The 17,625-nt window shown below is 30.5% G+C and carries 20 protein-coding genes, 1 riboswitch and 1 other annotated feature; of the genes, 17 read left to right on the forward strand and 3 right to left on the reverse strand.

The annotated features are described in order from the left end of the window. Window positions 1-55 precede the first annotated feature (55 nt). The 4 genes from moaC to JK634_RS16035 all read left to right on the forward strand — a co-directional run bounded on the left by moaC (window position 56) and on the right by JK634_RS16035 (window position 3,433). On the forward strand, window positions 56-541 hold the full coding sequence (gene moaC / locus JK634_RS16020) for a cyclic pyranopterin monophosphate synthase MoaC (RefSeq protein ID WP_202768730.1): 486 nt from the start codon (window positions 56-58) through the stop codon (window positions 539-541). Further along, entirely contained in the window at window positions 522-1,505 is a 984-nt protein-coding gene (moaA, locus tag JK634_RS16025; RefSeq protein ID WP_243425636.1) for a GTP 3',8-cyclase MoaA, read from the forward strand. The genes moaC and moaA overlap by 20 nt, the downstream gene beginning before the upstream one ends. Before the next feature lie 86 nt (window positions 1,506-1,591). Further along, a riboswitch (cobalamin riboswitch) is annotated at window positions 1,592-1,777 on the forward strand. A gap of 116 nt (window positions 1,778-1,893) precedes the next feature. Beyond that, the gene (locus JK634_RS16030) at window positions 1,894-2,925 is read left to right on the forward strand and encodes a HoxN/HupN/NixA family nickel/cobalt transporter (RefSeq protein WP_202768732.1); all 1,032 of its coding nucleotides are present in this window, start codon (window positions 1,894-1,896) and stop codon (window positions 2,923-2,925) included. A gap of 70 nt (window positions 2,926-2,995) precedes the next feature. Beyond that, window positions 2,996-3,433 carry a GNAT family N-acetyltransferase gene (locus tag JK634_RS16035; RefSeq protein WP_243425624.1) on the forward strand — a complete coding sequence of 146 codons (438 nt, stop codon included), beginning with the start codon at window positions 2,996-2,998 and terminating at the stop codon, window positions 3,431-3,433. Window positions 3,434-3,483: 50 nt separating this feature from the next. Here the strand turns inward: JK634_RS16035 and JK634_RS16040 are convergent, their stop codons facing one another. Beyond that, window positions 3,484-4,074: a TetR/AcrR family transcriptional regulator gene (locus JK634_RS16040; protein WP_202768733.1), complete on the reverse strand. Its 591-nt coding sequence runs from the start codon at window positions 4,072-4,074 to the stop codon at window positions 3,484-3,486. A gap of 123 nt (window positions 4,075-4,197) precedes the next feature. Here JK634_RS16040 and JK634_RS16045 point away from each other — a divergent pair, with 123 nt between their 5' ends. From JK634_RS16045 to JK634_RS16075, 7 genes are all read left to right on the forward strand, one after another. Beyond that, on the forward strand, window positions 4,198-4,773 hold the full coding sequence (locus tag JK634_RS16045) for an NAD(P)H-dependent oxidoreductase (RefSeq protein ID WP_202768734.1): 576 nt from the start codon (window positions 4,198-4,200) through the stop codon (window positions 4,771-4,773). Further along, the gene (locus JK634_RS16050) at window positions 4,773-5,423 is read left to right on the forward strand and encodes a flavodoxin family protein (RefSeq protein ID WP_202768735.1); all 651 of its coding nucleotides are present in this window, start codon (window positions 4,773-4,775) and stop codon (window positions 5,421-5,423) included. Before JK634_RS16045 ends, JK634_RS16050 begins: the two co-directional genes overlap by 1 nt. 134 nt (window positions 5,424-5,557) lie before the next feature. After that, complete coding sequence (locus tag JK634_RS16055; protein WP_202768736.1) at window positions 5,558-6,751, forward strand: MFS transporter; 1,194 nt, start codon at window positions 5,558-5,560, stop codon at window positions 6,749-6,751. After that, entirely contained in the window at window positions 6,744-7,379 is a 636-nt protein-coding gene (locus tag JK634_RS16060) for a TetR/AcrR family transcriptional regulator (protein WP_202768737.1), read from the forward strand. The genes JK634_RS16055 and JK634_RS16060 overlap by 8 nt, the downstream gene beginning before the upstream one ends. Window positions 7,380-7,745: 366 nt before the next feature. Continuing rightward, entirely contained in the window at window positions 7,746-8,537 is a 792-nt protein-coding gene (gene motA, locus JK634_RS16065) for a flagellar motor stator protein MotA (RefSeq protein ID WP_202768738.1), read from the forward strand. Window positions 8,538-8,554: 17 nt separating this feature from the next. Continuing rightward, window positions 8,555-9,280 (forward strand): flagellar motor protein MotB, encoded by a 726-nt coding sequence (locus JK634_RS16070; RefSeq protein ID WP_202768739.1) that lies wholly within the window; start codon window positions 8,555-8,557, stop codon window positions 9,278-9,280. A gap of 18 nt (window positions 9,281-9,298) precedes the next feature. After that, on the forward strand, window positions 9,299-9,778 hold the full coding sequence (locus JK634_RS16075; protein ID WP_202768740.1) for a MarR family winged helix-turn-helix transcriptional regulator: 480 nt from the start codon (window positions 9,299-9,301) through the stop codon (window positions 9,776-9,778). Between the two features lie 86 nt (window positions 9,779-9,864). On the opposite strand, the gene JK634_RS16080 is transcribed toward JK634_RS16075, so the two are convergent. Continuing rightward, window positions 9,865-10,437, reverse strand: coding sequence for a TetR/AcrR family transcriptional regulator (locus tag JK634_RS16080; protein ID WP_202768741.1), 573 nt, complete (start codon window positions 10,435-10,437; stop codon window positions 9,865-9,867). A 163-nt stretch (window positions 10,438-10,600) separates the two neighbouring features. Here JK634_RS16080 and JK634_RS16085 point away from each other — a divergent pair, with 163 nt between their 5' ends. From JK634_RS16085 to JK634_RS16110, 6 genes are all read left to right on the forward strand, one after another. Continuing rightward, complete coding sequence (locus JK634_RS16085; protein WP_202768742.1) at window positions 10,601-11,791, forward strand: multidrug efflux MFS transporter; 1,191 nt, start codon at window positions 10,601-10,603, stop codon at window positions 11,789-11,791. Window positions 11,792-11,845: 54 nt separating this feature from the next. After that, window positions 11,846-12,490, forward strand: a complete 645-nt coding sequence (locus JK634_RS16090; RefSeq protein WP_202768743.1) for an MBL fold metallo-hydrolase — start codon at window positions 11,846-11,848, stop codon at window positions 12,488-12,490. A 161-nt stretch (window positions 12,491-12,651) separates the two neighbouring features. Then, window positions 12,652-13,218 carry a TetR/AcrR family transcriptional regulator gene (locus tag JK634_RS16095; RefSeq protein WP_202768744.1) on the forward strand — a complete coding sequence of 189 codons (567 nt, stop codon included), beginning with the start codon at window positions 12,652-12,654 and terminating at the stop codon, window positions 13,216-13,218. A 55-nt stretch (window positions 13,219-13,273) separates the two neighbouring features. Continuing rightward, on the forward strand, window positions 13,274-14,083 hold the full coding sequence (locus tag JK634_RS16100; protein ID WP_202768745.1) for a flavodoxin family protein: 810 nt from the start codon (window positions 13,274-13,276) through the stop codon (window positions 14,081-14,083). Window positions 14,084-14,211: 128 nt separating this feature from the next. After that, window positions 14,212-14,456: a binding site (T-box leader), on the forward strand. Window positions 14,457-14,556: 100 nt separating this feature from the next. Further along, on the forward strand, window positions 14,557-16,548 hold the full coding sequence (locus tag JK634_RS16105; protein ID WP_202768746.1) for a methionine--tRNA ligase: 1,992 nt from the start codon (window positions 14,557-14,559) through the stop codon (window positions 16,546-16,548). Between the two features lie 48 nt (window positions 16,549-16,596). Further along, window positions 16,597-17,478, forward strand: a complete 882-nt coding sequence (locus JK634_RS16110) for a VOC family protein (RefSeq protein ID WP_202768747.1) — start codon at window positions 16,597-16,599, stop codon at window positions 17,476-17,478. A 68-nt stretch (window positions 17,479-17,546) separates the two neighbouring features. On the opposite strand, the gene JK634_RS20485 is transcribed toward JK634_RS16110, so the two are convergent. Further along, window positions 17,547-17,625: integrase core domain-containing protein (locus tag JK634_RS20485; protein WP_243425568.1), on the reverse strand; the 79-nt coding region annotated here is incomplete at its 5' end.

The raw sequence follows: 17,625 nt of genomic DNA on the forward strand, positions 1-17,625 counted from the left end.
CTTATCTAATTTGATTATAAAGAATAATAAATAACTTTGGTTAGGGGAGAGTACTATGGAAAAAGGATTTACACATTTTAATAAGGCTGGAAAGGCTATAATGGTCGATGTAAGCGAAAAATCCAACACAAGTAGAAAAGCTATTGCCAAAGGTAATATAAAAATGAAGAAGGAAACTCTTGATCTTATAAGTGAGGGAAAGATAGGAAAAGGAGATGTACTTGGAGTTGCAAGAGTTGCGGCGATAATGGGTAGCAAAAGGGCACAAGATATTATTCCTATGTGCCATACTCTCATAATAACTAGCTGCCAAGTTGATTTCGAGATAGATTATAAGAATAATTGTATTCAAATTGAGGCTATAGTAAAGACAACAGGAAAAACTGGAGTTGAAATGGAGGCGTTAACTTCAGTCTCAATTGCTGCACTTACTATATATGATATGTGTAAAGCTGTGGACAAGAATATGATTATTGAAAATATATACTTAACTCAGAAAAGTGGAGGAAAGAGTGGGGATTATGTTAGACAAGTACTGTAGAACTATTAACTACTTAAGAATTTCAGTTACTGATAATTGTAATCTAAGGTGTATATACTGCCTTGGAAAAGGTAATACATATTTTAAAAAGGAGCATGAATTGTTGTCCTTCGATGAAATTATTAGAGTTGTAAGTATTGCAGCTAAGTTAGGTATAGAAAAAATCAGAATTACTGGGGGAGAACCTCTAATGAGGAAAAATATTTGTAGCCTAGTAAGAAAAATTAAAAATATTGCAGGTATTAAAGAAGTACTAATGACTACTAATGGAATTCTACTTAATGAATGCTTAGAAGAGCTAATTGATAGCGGTGTAAATAAAATCAATTTGAGTCTAGATAGTATAGATCATGTGAAATATAGAAAATTAACAGGAGGGGGTGAGCTTAGTACAATAATTGAAGTTATTGATAGATGTATAGAAAAAGGTGTAATTTTAAAACTTAATACAGTAATTATTAATAACTATAATAATGGTGAAATTTTAAATCTTATAAAATTTGCACTAGAAAAGAATATAGATATTCGCTTTATTGAGATGATGCCAATAGGGCTTAGTAAAGGAACAGAAGGTGTAACCTCAGATGAAATCAAAAAGATAATTGAAGAGGAGTATATTCTTAAACCTTATGAAGGAAATGTTTTAGGAGCCGGGCCAGCAATATATTATTATGCTCATAGTAAAAATTGTAACAGAGGAGGAAGAATAGGATTTATAAGCCCATTAACTCATAATTTTTGTAGTTCATGCAATAGGCTTAGAATAACTTCTGATGGTTTTCTAAAGCAATGTTTGAATTGGAAATATGGTGTTGATTTGAAAAACATATTAAGAAAAGGAGTTTCAGATGATGAACTTGAGAAAATAATTAAAAATACAATTCTAAATAAGCCGAATAAACATAATTTTGGAACAAACAATCAAGACGAAGATAAAAGGCTTATGTCACAGATTGGTGGATAAAGGTAATAAAGTTTTTCTAAAAGAATAGACAGAATTAGAATCTTGAACAAAATAACTATACTTGTTTAATGTAATGTGCTATTATACCCTTTGTATATAATATAGGTTTAATCGTAGTTGATTAATTAAAAGGGAAGTTGGGTGAAAATCCCTCACGGTCCCGCCACTGTAAAAGAGTAGTTCTTATAAAATATGTCACTGAGATATTTCGGGAAGGCTTATAAGAATGTAGATACTTAAGTCAGGAGACCTGCCTATATTTTGAGAAAAATAGCTCTACGGATGATAGGGGGTATTTGTAATGATAAATGTTTATATTTATTTTCGCAATTAGGCCTCTTGACGCATTAAGTTAAGAGGCTTTTCAAATGAGAATATTATATAGAGGATGGAAAATTTTTTGAAGACAATAAAATCAAATATACAAGAAAAGAAATATTCAGGATTCATTAGATATATTATTGCTGTATTAGCATTGCATATCATAGGTATAGCATTATTAATAACAGGAGTTAGCAAGTATCCACAAATAATTGGTATGGCAGTTCTTTCTTATACATTAGGGCTTAGGCATGCTTTTGATGCAGACCATATAACTGCAATAGATAATACAGTTCGAAAGCTGGTGCAAGAAAGACAAAATCCAAAAGGAGTAGGTTTTCTATTTTCCTTTGGACATTCAACTGTAGTAATAATAATGGCGGCACTTACAGTTTTTGCAGTAAAGTGGACGGAAAACAGTATGCCACAGTTTCAAAAGTATGGAGGTGCTATTTCACTTGCAGTTTCAGGTAGTTTCCTTCTTATAATTGGATTAGTTAACCTCTTCATGTGGAAGGATATTTTTAAAACTTTTTTAAAAGTAAGAAAGGGCACTTATAAGGAAGAAGAACTAGATTATGACAATTCTAAGGGATTTATTAATAAATTAACTGGAATTGTGTACAAGTCTATTAGAAAAGGATGGCATGTGTATATATTAGGATTTCTATTTGGACTAGGGTTTGATACTGCAACTCAAGTTTCTCTTTTAGCAACTTCAGCAACTGCAGCAAGTCATGAGATACCGATTCTTGCCACGTTATCTTTCCCAATATTATTTACAGCAGGCATGAGTTTAATGGATACGGCAGACGGCTTCTTTATGTGCACGGCATACGAATGGGTTTTCTCAACACCAATTCGTAAAATCTATTACAACCTTACCATTACAGGGCTTTCAGTAATTGCAGCTTTGTTTATTGGATTTATTGAAATAATACAAATGATAACACCTATACTTGGACTAGATAATGAATTCTGTAATTTCATTAGTAACTTAGATTTTAATATTGCTGGTTATATTTTAGTGGGATTATTTATAGTAGTATGGGGAATATCCTATGCTGGTTGGAAGATACTTAATATAGGAGAAAAATAGAATTATTTGTAGGAGCACAATAAGCATAGTATAATTGGATTAATATTAACAGTAAGTTGGGGTGGCTATTTTGAATATAGAAAAAGTTAAGCTAGTAAATATGGAAGAGACCATAAAGTTATCAATCGAAGTTTTTAATAGAGAACAGCATATACCAGAAGAATTAATTCCCATAAGAGAAGATCTAGAGCCTGTTTGGTGGTGTGGGAAATTAAATGGAGAAATAGTTGCTGTTGTTGCAAGTTGGAAAGAAGAAGGGGAATGGCATTGGGGAAGATATGCAGTTGACAAAAAGTTACGTGGAAAAGGTTTAGGTAAGAAGATTGCATTATTTTCACTTAATGAAGTCTTTAACCTTGGAGCAGAGAAAATATATATTGAAGCAAGAGACATAACTCTAAGAATGTTAGAAAAGTTCGGCTGTGAAGTTATAGGAAAAGCAGAAGATTTTTATGGAGATAAGGTAACTCCTATTGTTTTAAAAAAGAATAAATTTATGAATAGATAAAGAATTAAGAGGAGCCTTTTTATATCTAAGGCTCCTCTTTTTTTTATATGCTATTTAAGTTTTTCATTAATCATTTTTTCTACTATTTCTAAATAATCTCCATCATATTCAATTACTTTATTTGCAATTAATAGTGCTATACCATGTACTAAACTCCACATAGACATAGTATCTAAGTAATACATATCTTTTTTAGTTGATATGGAACTAAGATAATTCTCACAACATTTTTTAAAAATATAGAAAGGTGAACCATCAAGATGATGTAACTCATTATTACTAATAAATATTGGATATTTATGTTCTGTAAGAAACATAAATTTTAAGTATTCAGGATTTTCTACCATAAACTTAACGTAGGATTTTCCCATCTCAAGAATTTGAATTTTAGGATTATCAGGATATTTTTCTGTAGATTCTAATAAAGAAGCAGAAAATGCCTCCCAAACTTCTAAAGCTATTGAGCTAATCAAATCTTCCTTATCCTTAAAATGCTTATATGGTGCAGTGTGGCTAACACCACACATACTAGCAACCTTTCTTAAGGAAAATCCTTCAAAACCTTCTTTATTTAAGAGCTGTAGACCATTTCTTATCATATCTTCTTTTAACGTACCATGATGGTAGTTATCTTTAGCCATTTAATTTTTCCTCCAAAATAATTAATAAAAAAATTATATCATAAGATGTTGACAGTGTAAACTTGTGAGAATATAATACAAATATAAAGTTTACAGTGTAAACATACTAAAAGGAGGATAACTATGAATATATTGTTAGTTAGTGATGGTGAAGCTACAAGTAGCGTGGGAGAAAAACTTCAAGAGGAATTACTTAAAAAGCTTAATGAGAGTAATTATAGTTATAAATACTACAATGTTAAAGATGAGAAAATGAATAAATGTGTAGGTTGTTTTAATTGCTGGTTAAGGACACCTGGACTATGCGTTTTTGATGATATAACTAGAGATATAAGCAGAGATGAGATAAATAGTGATTTGTATATTGTTTTAAGTGAAATAAAATATGGATCATATAGTCCAAAAATAAAAAGGGTATTAGATCGTGGTATATGCAAGATTCTCCCTTTCTTTAAAGATGTTAATGGTGAAATGCACCATGCACCACGTTATGAAAAATATCCAGAACTTGTTTTTGTTGGTTATGGTAGAGATATTTCCGTCAATGAGGAAGAGACATTTAAGGGGTTAAATCAAGCAAATGCTATAAATTTTCAAAAGGATAATGCAGAAAGCTATGTATGTAGAGATGTAGCAGAAATTGAAAACTTGGTAAATAGTATATTAAGCTACATTAAAGTTATGGGAGGGGAAAGATAATGAAAAAATTATATTTTGTAAATGGAAGTCCAAGAGGTAATAATAGTGCTTCTAAGTTTTTTATTGATGAACTTAATAAGATGATCCAACTTGAAAATGTAGAAGTAAATCATTGTACTATAAATAATAAGGTGAATTATGAAGAACTTGCAGGTTCAGATATATTAATAATTACTTTCCCGCTATATGTAGACTCTTTACCATCAACAGTAATTGAGTTTTTGGTTAACTTAGAAGAACAAGCTAAGATTATTAAAAAATCTGTAAAAGTTTATGGAGTAGTTAATTGTGGATTCTTTGAGGGAATCCAAACAAGGTATGCGCTTAAAATATTAGAACATTTCTGCAATAAAGTAGGATATGAGTGGAGATTTGGTGTAGGTATTGGAGCTGGAGAATTTATGAGAGGGACAAAAGATATTATTCCATTTAATAGTGAAATCAAAAAAGATGCACATAATGCATTCTTAGAAGTAAGTGATGATATTGTAAGTGATTCAAATAAATCAAAAGATAACTTTTTTATATCCCCCAAAATACCTAGGGAGATGTTTTTTTCAGAAGGACAAAAAAATTGGGTAGAAGCTGCCAAGAGTATGTCTGTTAGTGAAGAGAAGTTATATGATAAGCCTTTTATAGAGAGCGTTTAATAAATAAATTCTTATAAATAGAGTGTGTGAGAGTGATGCATACTCTATTTTTTTCTTTACAAAACAATAAAAGAAATATACAATAGTTTACATGGTGTAAACTATTTACTATGTGTAAACTAAGGAGGATAATAATGTTAAAACTACATGAAAAAAAGGGGTTTCCTTTATTTATATTGATGCTTAATTTATTTATTGCTTTATTGGGACAAGGCATGGTTATTCCAATACTACCTGACTATCTTAAGCAATTTAATGTTGCTGGAGCGGCTGCAGGATACTTAGTTGCAGCCTTTGGAGCAGCTCAATTCCTCTTTTCGCCTATTGGTGGAAGACTTTCAGATAGACATGGTAGAAAAATAATGATATTATCAGGTTTATCTTTAACTGTTATTGCAGACTTTATATTTGCAATTTCACATACTTTAATGTTACTCTACATAGCTCGTATTATTGGGGGAATTGGATTAGGAATAATGGTTCCATCTGTTTTAGCATATGTTGCAGATATAACTACAAGAGAAACTAGAGCAAAAGGGATGGGGTATATAAGTGCAGCTATGAATTTAGGTATGGTATTAGGTCCCGGAATTGGAGGTATAATAGCTCAATTTGGGTTAAGAGCGCCATATTTTTTAGCCTCATTTTTAGGACTAATTTCAACGTTGCTAACTATAATACTTCCAGAAACTCTTCCAATAGAAAAAAGAAATATTTCAAAGTCATCTAAAAAGCAGGAGTCAATCATTAAACAGCTTACAAGATCAGTTCATATGTCATATTTTAAATACTTGTTATTAATACTTGTTATGACTTTTGGGTTGGTTAGCTATGAAACAGTTTACTCACTTTATGCAGAATATAAATATGGATTTAATTCTCAATATATTTCTATATTAATTACACTGGGTGCAGCCATTGGAATTCTAACTCAAGTATGGCTTTTAGATAAAGTAGTAACAAGATTTGGGGAGTTTAAGTTAATTAAGTTTTCGTTACTAATGACATCAATTGCGCTTTTATTAATGATAGTAAAAGTAAATTTTATTTATCTTTTAGCTGTATCTTCTATATTTTTCGCCTTTAATTCATTTTTAAGGCCAACTGTAAATACATTGTTATCGAATGAAACTAAGAGTGATGAGCAGGGTTTTGTTTCTGGATTAAATACTACATATACAAGTATGGGAAATATAATCGGCCCAATAATGGCAGGCAACCTTTTTGATATTAATTTTAATTTACCATATATATTGGGTGCATTAATTCTTTTTGGTACAATATTCTTAACTAAAAAAGATAAAGATGAGGTTATACAAAATGAGTGATTCATGGCATGAGAATTTAAAAAGTAAAAATCGACTTGAGATTATTGCTGCAGCAAGAGAATTATTTCTAGAAAATAATTTTTTTAATGTTAGCGTGAAGGATGTATGTAACTTAGCTGGAGTAAGTAGAGTTACTTTTTATAAACATTTTAAATCCCTAGATGAGTTAATATTTGAAGTGCAAATGAATGTTTTAGATAATATGACGGAATATATAATTGGTAGAGATAATAGTGATGTTAGTGGAATGGAAAGACTTAAATTAATACTTAATGCTTGGATTCAATTTGCAAAAGAGCATAGAGAACAGATGAATTTTATTATTTTATTTGATCTTTATTATGATACCTATGATTCTGATGAAGAACTTAAAAACAAGTATGCAAACTTTGTTAGTAAGGAAAACCAAAATTATTTTCTGAATTCAGCAATTAACAAAGGAATAAGTGACGGAACACTAAGAAAAGATATAAATCCAATTAGAACTGGTTATTATATATTTCAAACAATAATGGGAGTTCTGCAAAGAATGAGCTACACTAAATTGCCTGAAAATAATGAAGATATTACGTTTGATGATATTTCTTCATCTGTATTGGAGATGATCATAAATTCTATTAAAGCATAAAATACAAAAATTTGATTTTGGATTGTATGGAACGTCTGGGTAAATAATGCTTATCCAGGCTTTTTTATTTTTAAAATTATTTAATTATTAATTAATAAATGTTAAGAATAGACAAACACTTACACAAAATGGTAACAAATTAATTATTTTTGTTAATTGTGAAATGGTGTAAAGTGTTATAAAACCACGCCTCTTAGTGAATTATTCATGGGTTGGAAAAAATTAATTTGCAGTTAAATCTATCGAAAGATACTTTTCATACGATATATATTATGGTAAGATATTTATATCATAAATCAACAAATTTGTACTAAAATATACAAATTTCGGGTTTAAAAAATACATAAATACTGAAGGGGTGAGAAGATGGACATATTTCTATTGATTGGTATTGTTGTTGGGTTTTTTGCGGTTTTGACAGGATTACTTTTAAAAGGTGCTAGTGTTGCTATACTAGTAAATGGAGAAGCAGTAATAGTTATACTTGTAGGTACTATGGCTGCAGTAATGAATGCTTATACTTCAAAAGAATTCTTAAATATGCCAAAGCTATTTGGAGCTCTTTTTAGTAATAAAGTAAAGCAAGATCCAATAGACATCATAAACCTAATAATCAATTTAGCACAAGAAACTCGTAGAAATGGATTACTATCTCTAGAGACTAAAATTCAAGAGATGGAAGCAGGTTTCATGAAGAGAGGTTTAGAGATGGTAGTTGATGGTGTTGAACCTGATATTTGTAGACAAGTCCTTGAAGGTGAAATTCAAGCTTTGGAAGAAAGACATAGAGTCGGAGCTTCAATGTTTACTACTGCAGGAGGAACGTCTCCTACACTTGGGGTTTTAGGTGCAGTTATAGGATTAATAGGTGCGCTTGGAAACTTAAATGATACTCAAAAGCTTGGAGAATCGATAGCTTCAGCTTTCGTTGCGACGCTTTATGGAATTTTCTTTGGTTACGTTATTTGGCATCCATTTGCTTCAAGACTTAAAAGAAAGTCAACTGTAGAAGTAAGTAATATGGAATTAATGCTAGAAGGTATTTTATCTATACAAGAAGGAATAAATCCAAAAGCCATTGAACAAAAGTTAGCAAGTATGTTGAGTCCAAAAGACAGAAAAAGACTTGAAGAAGGTAGTAGCACTACTGAAAATTAATTGAGAGGAGGCCAATGATGAAACGTAAAAAAGAACATCATGAAGAACATGTTGATGAAACATGGCTTCTTCCATATTCAGACATGTTGACACTTCTATTGGCACTTTTCATAGTAATGTTTGCAATGAGTCAAGTAGATAACAAAAAACTTGCAAGAGTAAGTCAAACATTCAATGCAATCTTTGCTGGTGGTAAAGGTGTCTTAGTTGATAGTGGCGGAGATACTCCTGGGGCAGCAGCAGTAACAAATAGTATAATGGAACAGGATAAGATGGCTGATATTAAAGCTGCCTTAGATGAAGAAATTAAAAGTAATGGATATGATAATCAAGTAAAAGTGAACCTTGGTGCGGAAGGATTAAGTATTAATATTCAAGATACAGTGCTTTTCAATTCTGGTGAAGCAGATGTACTAGAAAAATTTAATCCAGTGCTTTTACAAATAGCTGGTATGATAAAAGGTTTAGATAATGAGATAAGAATTAGTGGACATACTGATAATATACCCATAAAGAATGCAAAGTTCCGTTCAAATTGGGACTTAAGTTATATGCGTGCCTCAAATGTTATGGAGTTTTTTGTTCATAGTGGTAAAGTTGCGCCTGAGAAATTTTCAATTGAGGCTGATGGTGAATATAGACCTAAATATGACAATTCCACAGCTGAAGGTAGGGCTAAAAATCGAAGCATAGACATACTAGTAGTCCGTAAATATGCGCTTAATGATAAAAAATCAGAATAGTATTTATGGAGGAAGTATATGAGTGAGGATGAAAGGAAAGAAGCAATAAATACAATAGTTAATTTTCATACAATATTTCAAAAGGAAGTTCTAGATTTATTTCCATACTGGGTTTCAGGACTTAGCCCGCTTTTATCAAGGGCCCTTATTGAAATATATAATTCTCAAGATATAACTCCGTCTATTTTAAACAAGAGATTATCAATTACAGTTCCGAATACTAGTAGATGTTTACAACAATTGAGCGATTTGGGCTATATAGTTAAAATTAAAGATAAGGCCGATAGAAGAATTACTCATATTAAACTTACTGAAAAGGGACTAGCCTTAGCTAGAAAGTCAATTGAAATTATGGAGAGTATATTGTTAGAGAAACTAAGTGTATTAGAAGTAGGCGAGATAGTTAAGCTTTCGGAGGCATTTACAACAATCAAAGATTTACTTGAAAAAATAGGTAAGTCTAGCCCTAAAATATACGAAGATAAAAAAGCATTTTAAATGTGTAAATTAAGTTATTAAGGCTACGTTATATAATTTATAATGTAGTCTTAATTCATTTTTAGGTAGTTCAATTTAATATTGAGCTACCTGTTTTTATTATTCATTTGAATAGATAAAATAAAGTCATCTATCATAATCTTAAAACTTTCTTCTATGTTAGCTGGTCCTTGGAAGAATCCCAGTGAATGTAGCGAAATAAAACCATGTAAAAGACTTCTTAATATTCTACTTTTATGAGCTTGAAGAGCGTCATCCTTAACATAATAATTTAAAACTTGACGAATTATGGCGGTAGTTTCTTTAGCTAGATTTAAAATATCTTCATCCTTGGTCTCAGGTATATTGGTAAAAAGGCCATAAGCAGTTTTATTCTCTAGGGCAAAGTTCCTATACACATATGCAAATTCTCTAATAGCATCTTCACCACTTCTACCAATTAATTTTTGCATTAATGTAATATTTAATTTTTTAATAAAATATATGGTCATTTTTGTTTTAAGATCATCCATATTAGTAAAATGATTATATAATGAAGGATATTTTATACCTAATTTCTCAGCAATCTTAGGAAAAGTAACCTGATTAAGTCCAATCTCATCAGCTAATGAGAAGGAAACTTCTATTATTTTCTCTTTGGTTAAATTACGTTTTTGCATACCCTATCACTCCTTGAAATTTCAAAGTATAGAAATAGTTTAACATTATATAATGCATTAATCAAACTATAAATAATAGTTTACAAACTATAAAATATAGTTTATTATTGTTTTTAGAAGGAATAAATTCTGACTTTGATTTATTTAATGGAGATGAAATTTTATGGAATTATGGAAAAGAAACTTAATGGTTTGCTGGTTTGGAATGTTTGTAACAGGAATAGGAATGAGTCAGATTGCACCTATACTACCACTTTATATAAAACATCTTGGGGTAGGAAATACAAATTCAATTACACAATTATCAGGAATAGCCTTTGGAATTACCTATGTAATATCAGCTATTTTCTCACCAATATGGGGACAAGCAGCTGATAGGTATGGTAGGAAACCAATGCTACTTAGGGCAAGTCTTGGTATGGCAATAATTGTTGGATTAATGGGTTTTGCACCAAATGTCTATGTACTTATAGGATTAAGACTATTGCAAGGAGCAATTACAGGATATAGTACTGCGTGCACAACATTAATAGCAACCCAGACAGAAGAAGCACATGCAGGGTATGCATTGGGTACACTTTCTACAGCAAATATAGCAGGATCACTTTTAGGACCAACTATTGGTGGATTTATTAGTGATTATGTAGGATTTAAAAGTGTATTTTTTATAACTGGAACACTACTATTTATTGCATTTATTACAACTTTATTTTTTGTAAAGGAGTCATTTAATCCTAAAGATAAGAAAGCTCTTAGCATAAAGGAAGTATGGAATAGTGTACCTGAAAAAGGATTAACAATAACTATGTTTGTAACCTTTCTTATTTTAACTGTAGCACTATATACTGTTGAACCAATTATTACAGTATATATCTCAGAGTTATCTAAGAATACTACTCATATTGCGTTGCTTGCAGGAATTACCTTTTCAGCTTCAGGTCTAGCAAATATAATAGCAGCTCCAAGACTAGGAAAGCTTTCTGATAAAATTGGCGCACATAAAGTTATATTGGTTGCATTAATTGCTGCAGGAATTATTTTTATACCTCAAGCATTTGTAAAAAATCCATGGCAATTAATGATATTACGTTTCTTATTTGGATTAACAGCGGCAGGGCTTATACCTTCTGTAAATATACTGGTGAAAAAAATGACTCCATCGTCTCTAACAGGTAGAGTATTTGGGTTTACTACAGCAGCAGGATATTTAGGAGCATTTGCAGGTGCAGTTTTAGGCGGACAAATTGCAGCGTGGTTTAGTTTCAAATATGTTTTCTTTATTACAAGCGCACTATTATTTATTAATGCAGTATTAGTATATTTTAAGGTTTATAAAAAACTTAATTTAAATTAGTAATAATATAAAATATAATAAATTTATAAGAAATAGAAAGATTGGAGATTTAATATGAAAATTGAATGGTATGGACAGGCATGTTTTATGATAACTTCAGAGAATGGAACTAAGGTACTTATGGATCCATTTAATAAAATGTTAGGGTATGAATTACCTGAAATTGAAGCAGATATAGTATCTACAAGTCATGAACATAAAGATCATAATAATGTTGATGCAGTAAAAAGTAGTTTTATTCTTATTAATAAGCTTGGAACTTTTAATGAAAAAGGTATAGAGATTAAAGGTGTTGAAACTTTTCATGATAATGAATCAGGAGCTAAGAAGGGAAAAAACACAATATACAATTTTAAAATAGACGGTTTAAATGTATGTCATTGTGGAGATCTTGGACATATTTTATCTGAGGAGCAAGTAAAAGAAATAGGAAATGTGGATATTTTACTACTTCCTGTAGGTGGAGGATTTACAGTAGATGCTTCAAATGCAAATGAAGTAAGGAAACAACTAAATCCAACAGTTATTATTCCGATGCATTATAGAACAAAGGCCTTAGGTATATTAGGGCTTATATTTGCAAAGGTTGATAAATTTATTAAAGTTTCTGGGCTTAAGTCACGTGATTTTGCTGAACTTAATGTGAATAAAGAAAATTTAAAAGAATATGAAGGAATTGCTGTTCTTGATTATAAATAAACATTGTTCATACTTATTAAAATCTACATTGGATTAGGAATAGTCCAATGTAGATTTTTTTAGTAGAAAGTTATATGTAGTTATATCTGTCAAAAGCGTTGACTAAAAATTTCCAAAGTGCTAAACTGAACGTGTTCAATTAAATGTTTTAGGAGAAAAAAATGAGAAATAATGATTTAGCTACTAAAGAAAAGATAATTAATACAGTAGTTGATATGTTACATGAAATGGATGATCCAAGTAAGATTACAATTAGACAAATAGCTAAGCGAGTAGGAATTGGAATTGGTTTAATAAACTATCATTTTCAAACTAGAGAGGCACTGATTAATATGGCAATAGTTAGAATAATGGAGGATGTTGCATTAAAACTAAATGATATAGAAAAGGCTAGGTTTGATAATCCAGAACTAAAACTTAAAGATACTTTAAAGGAGTTATCTGACTTAGCAATACAAAATAGTAAGTTTCTTAATATATCGGCTCAATATGAACTTCTACATGGGGAGATACAAACCCCACTATATTACGTACCTTTATTGAGTAAAATTTATAATAATCAAAAAGATGAAAGTGAGTTAAGAATAATTGCCTTACAACTACATTCTATTATGCAGGTAGTCTTTTTGCGATCTTCAGCCTTTCAAGCATATTCTGGGATAGATATATATAATAAACAACAAAGAGATAAATTTATAGATATGTGTGTAGATAATTTAATAAAATAAAAAAATGAAGTTACACAAAATATGATTATAAGCTACATAATTGGAGGTGAGCCAAATGAAAATTCTAACTATCATAGGTAGTCCAAAGGGAAAAGGAAACACCTATGATACTGCATTAAAAGTAGAAACTACACTAAAGAAAATAAATGATAAAATTGAATTTGAATATTTATATTTAAAGGATGTTAATCTACTACCTTGTAAGGGGTGTTTTCAGTGCTTTCTAAAAGGAGAACAATTTTGTCCACTTAAGGATGACAGGGAATTAATTGAAAGAAAAATGGTTGAGGCTGATGGAGTAATATTTGCAACTCCAGTATATGCTTATAATTTAACATGGTTAATGAAGAGTTTTATAGATCGGTTTGCTTATGTGTGCCATAGACCACGTTTTCACAATAAGAAAGCAATGGTGATTGTAACAACAGGTGCAGTGGGATTAGATTTTGTATTATTTAATCTTGCTCAGGCAGTTGGAACATGGGGATATAGCGTAGTAAGTAAGCTTGGTGTAATGTATCCACCAGAAAAGATTTTAGAAGAACAAGAAAGAAAATTGAGAAAGAAAACTGAAAAAAATATAAAAAAAGCTGCTACTAAATTTTATTTTGCACTAAAAGAGAATAAAGTTAAAAAACCTAACTTTTTAAATGTATTAGCCTTTAGACTACAAAAAGATGCGTTTTCTAGAAAAGATCAAAATTTAGCAGATTATAAATATTGGAAAGGCAAGGGTTGGATAGAAAAAGAAACTAAGTTTTACTATAGCGTTAAGATTAACATTATTATCAGGGTAATAACAAGTATCATAGCAAAAATAGTAATAGCGAAGAATCCGAAGCCTGAGATAAATACGAATAATTAGTATACTACGATATAGAAAAAATATAAGGAATCTTACTTAGTTGTAGAGAAAATAATATTAAAGAATATAATAGATTAGAATTTTAAACCCCTTGACAAAGTTCTTTCCATTTATTATACTTTATAAAAATAAAGGCTATGAAGAGAAGAGTAGTTATTATTGAGACTTACAGAGAGTTCCTATTTTGCTGAGAGGGAATGGTGGATATTTTAATGAAACAAGGCTCGGAGCTGCATACGGATCTTATTTAAAAATAAGTGATGATATGACGTTTGTTCACGTTACAGAACTAGAGTATATAAGTACTTGATAAGGTTAGTATGGCGACATGCTAATAAAATAGGGTGGTACCGCGATAAGATTCGCCCCTACAAAATTTATTGTAGGAGGTGTTTTTTTTATCGCTTTTTTCATTTATAACATAAATTCATTTTTAAAAGATAAACTAATTATTATTTTAAGGAGTGTTTATTATGGAAGATAGAAAAATAGAAAGACCAGTATTCCCTAAAAAAGCAGTAATAACTTCAGGTATGCCCTATGGAAATAAAGAATTACATTTTGGACATGTGGGAGGCGTATTTGTACACGCTGACACATTTGCAAGATTCTTAAGAGATAGAATAGGTTCTGAAAATGTTGTATTTGTATCTGGAACAGATTGCTATGGTTCTCCTATATTAGCAAGCTACAGAAAGATAGTGGATGAAGGGGAATATAACGGAACTATAGAAGAGTACGTTAGAGAAAATCATGAGAAACAAAAAGAAGTATTAGATAAATATGAAATGAGCCTTAATTTATATGGTGCATCAGCCTTAGATAGAGCAGGAGAAATCCACAAAGAAGTATCAGAGAATATATTTAATAAACTATACGAAGATGGATATTTAGTTAAATTATCATCACCACAATTTTATGACCCAGATAAGAAAGTACTTTTAAATGGACGACAAGTAGTTGGTAAATGTCCAATTGAAGGATGCACATCGGAAAAGGGATATGCGGATGAATGTGATTTAGGACATCAATATATGCCAAGTGAACTAATAGATCCTAAGAGTATATTATCAGGGAAAACACCTGAATTAAAGGATGTTACTAATTGGTATTTTAAGTTAGATGAATATAATAATTTATTAAATGAAGATAATAATTATTTAAAAAACAATTCTAATTGGCGCAAGTATTTATTAAATACAATTGAAGAGTTTTTAAAACCACCAATTATTTATGTAAAACGTAAGCTATTAGATGGGATAACAGACATTGAAGATAAGCTACCAAAACACACAATAATTGATGAACCAAAGAAACCATCTATTTCATTTGTATTTGAAAATTTAAATGATAGAGATAAAGCAAGAGAAATATTTGATAAACTTGGAATTAGATTTAGAACAGGTAAAACTTTAGTGCCATTTAGATTATCAGGAAATGTTGAATGGGGCATAGAAGTACCTGAAAAAGAAGATTTAAAGGATTTAACCTTCTGGGTATGGCCAGAATCTTTATGGGCACCTATTTCTTTTACAAAAACTTATCTTGAGTCTATTGGGAAAGATAAAGAGGCATGGAAGGATTTTTGGATTTCAAAGGATTCAAAGGTATATCAATTTATAGGTGAAGACAATATTTACTTCTATGGAATTGCAGAAATGGCTATGGCTATGGCTTTATTAGGAATAAATAGTTCAGATGTTGTAAATTGGGAAAATATAAACCTTCCTCATTTAATAGCAAATAATCATTTATTGTTTATGGATAAGAAAGCAAGTAGTAGTGGTAAAGTTAAGCCGCCTATGGCAAGAGAACTATTAAATCATTACACAGCTGAGCAATTACGAATGCATTTTCTAAGTCTTGGATTAGTTAAGAAAAGTGTAAGTTTTATGCCACAAGCATTTATGAAGGAAGAAGATAAGCAAGGGCCAGATACGGTTCTAAAGGATGGTAATTTACTAACCAATGTATTTAATAGATTAGCTCGTTCCTGTTTTTATACAGCACAAAAATATTATGAAAGTAATATACCAGTTGGAGAAATAAGCAAGGAGATCTTAGATGAATCTAATGATGCTATTTTAACCTATGAAAGATATATGTATAATCATGAATTCCACAGTGTAACTTATGTTTTAGATAGTTATATTCGTAAAATGAATAAGTATTGGGTAAATAATATGAGGATAGCAGAAACAAATGGAGATGAAAAGCTACGTAAACAAGTGTTAATTGATTCTTTCCATGCAGTAAGAACTACACTAACTTTAATCCATCCTATAGCTCCTAATAGTTCAGAACTACTTAGAGAATATTTGAATGTGAATAATAAGCTTTGGAGTTGGGATTATATTTTTGAACCAATATATAAATTTATTGACGAGCCGACTAATCATAGATTAAAATATTTAGAACCAAGAGAAGATTTCTTTGAGAAACATGAGAGTCAACTTGCTAATTAAATATGAATTTCTTTAGAATTAAACTAAAGAAGTAAAGGAGAGGTTAATATGCAAAAAATAGTTCCACACTTATGGTATGATAAGGAAGCTAGTGAGGCAGCAGAATTTTATATGTCTTTATTTGAAGGGTCAAGATTAATAGACAAAACCATATTAAATAACACTCCATCAGGAACAGCAGAATTGCTTACAATTGAAATGGCAGGACAGGAATTTATGCTAATATCAGCAGGTCCTTATTTTAAATTCACTCCAGCAATATCATTTATTATTTCGTGCAACACTTTAGGAGAAGTTGATAAGTTTTGGAATAAATTGATTGATGGTGGTGCAGCGCTTATGCCAATAGATGCTTATCCTTTCAGTGAAAGGTACGGATGGGTATGCGATAAATATGGCCTTTCATGGCAGGTAATGTATGTTGACGATGGTGAGGTAAAGCAAAAAATCACACCAGCACTAATGTTTGTAGGGGATCAATGTGGTAAAGCAGAAGAGGCAATTAATTTCTATGCAGAAACTTTTAAAAATTCTAAAATAGAAAACATCGATAGATATGGAGAAGGAGATGAATTTAATAAGCCAGATACGGTTATGCAGGTTAAATTCATTCTTGAGAACTTAGCTTTTTCAGCTATGGATAGTGGATATAAGCACAATTTTACTTTTAATGAAGCTATTTCATTTGTAGTGAATTGTGATGACCAAGAAGAAATAGACTATTTTTGGGATAAATTATCTGCAGTCCCTGAAGCAGAGCAATGTGGTTGGCTTAAAGATAAGTATGGACTATCATGGCAGGTAACTTCTAATGTTATGAGTGAAATGATGCAGAATAAAGATCCCCAAAAGATGACTCAGTTAACTGAAGCTTTTCTTAAAATGAAAAAGTTCGATATAGCTGAGTTAATAAAAGCTTATGAAAAATAATTAAATATTTAAAAAAGCCTAGATAAATTTTTAAAATGTACCCTTTGTAAAGGACAGTTTAAAAAAGACTATATAGCAGACTTAAGAAGATGATTTCTGTATTGAACAGGAGTCATCTTTTTTAAATTCCATTGTGATCTATAGTTG

The organism is Clostridium paridis (assembly GCF_016765615.1).
GTDB lineage: Bacteria > Bacillota > Clostridia > Clostridiales > Clostridiaceae > Clostridium_T > Clostridium_T paridis.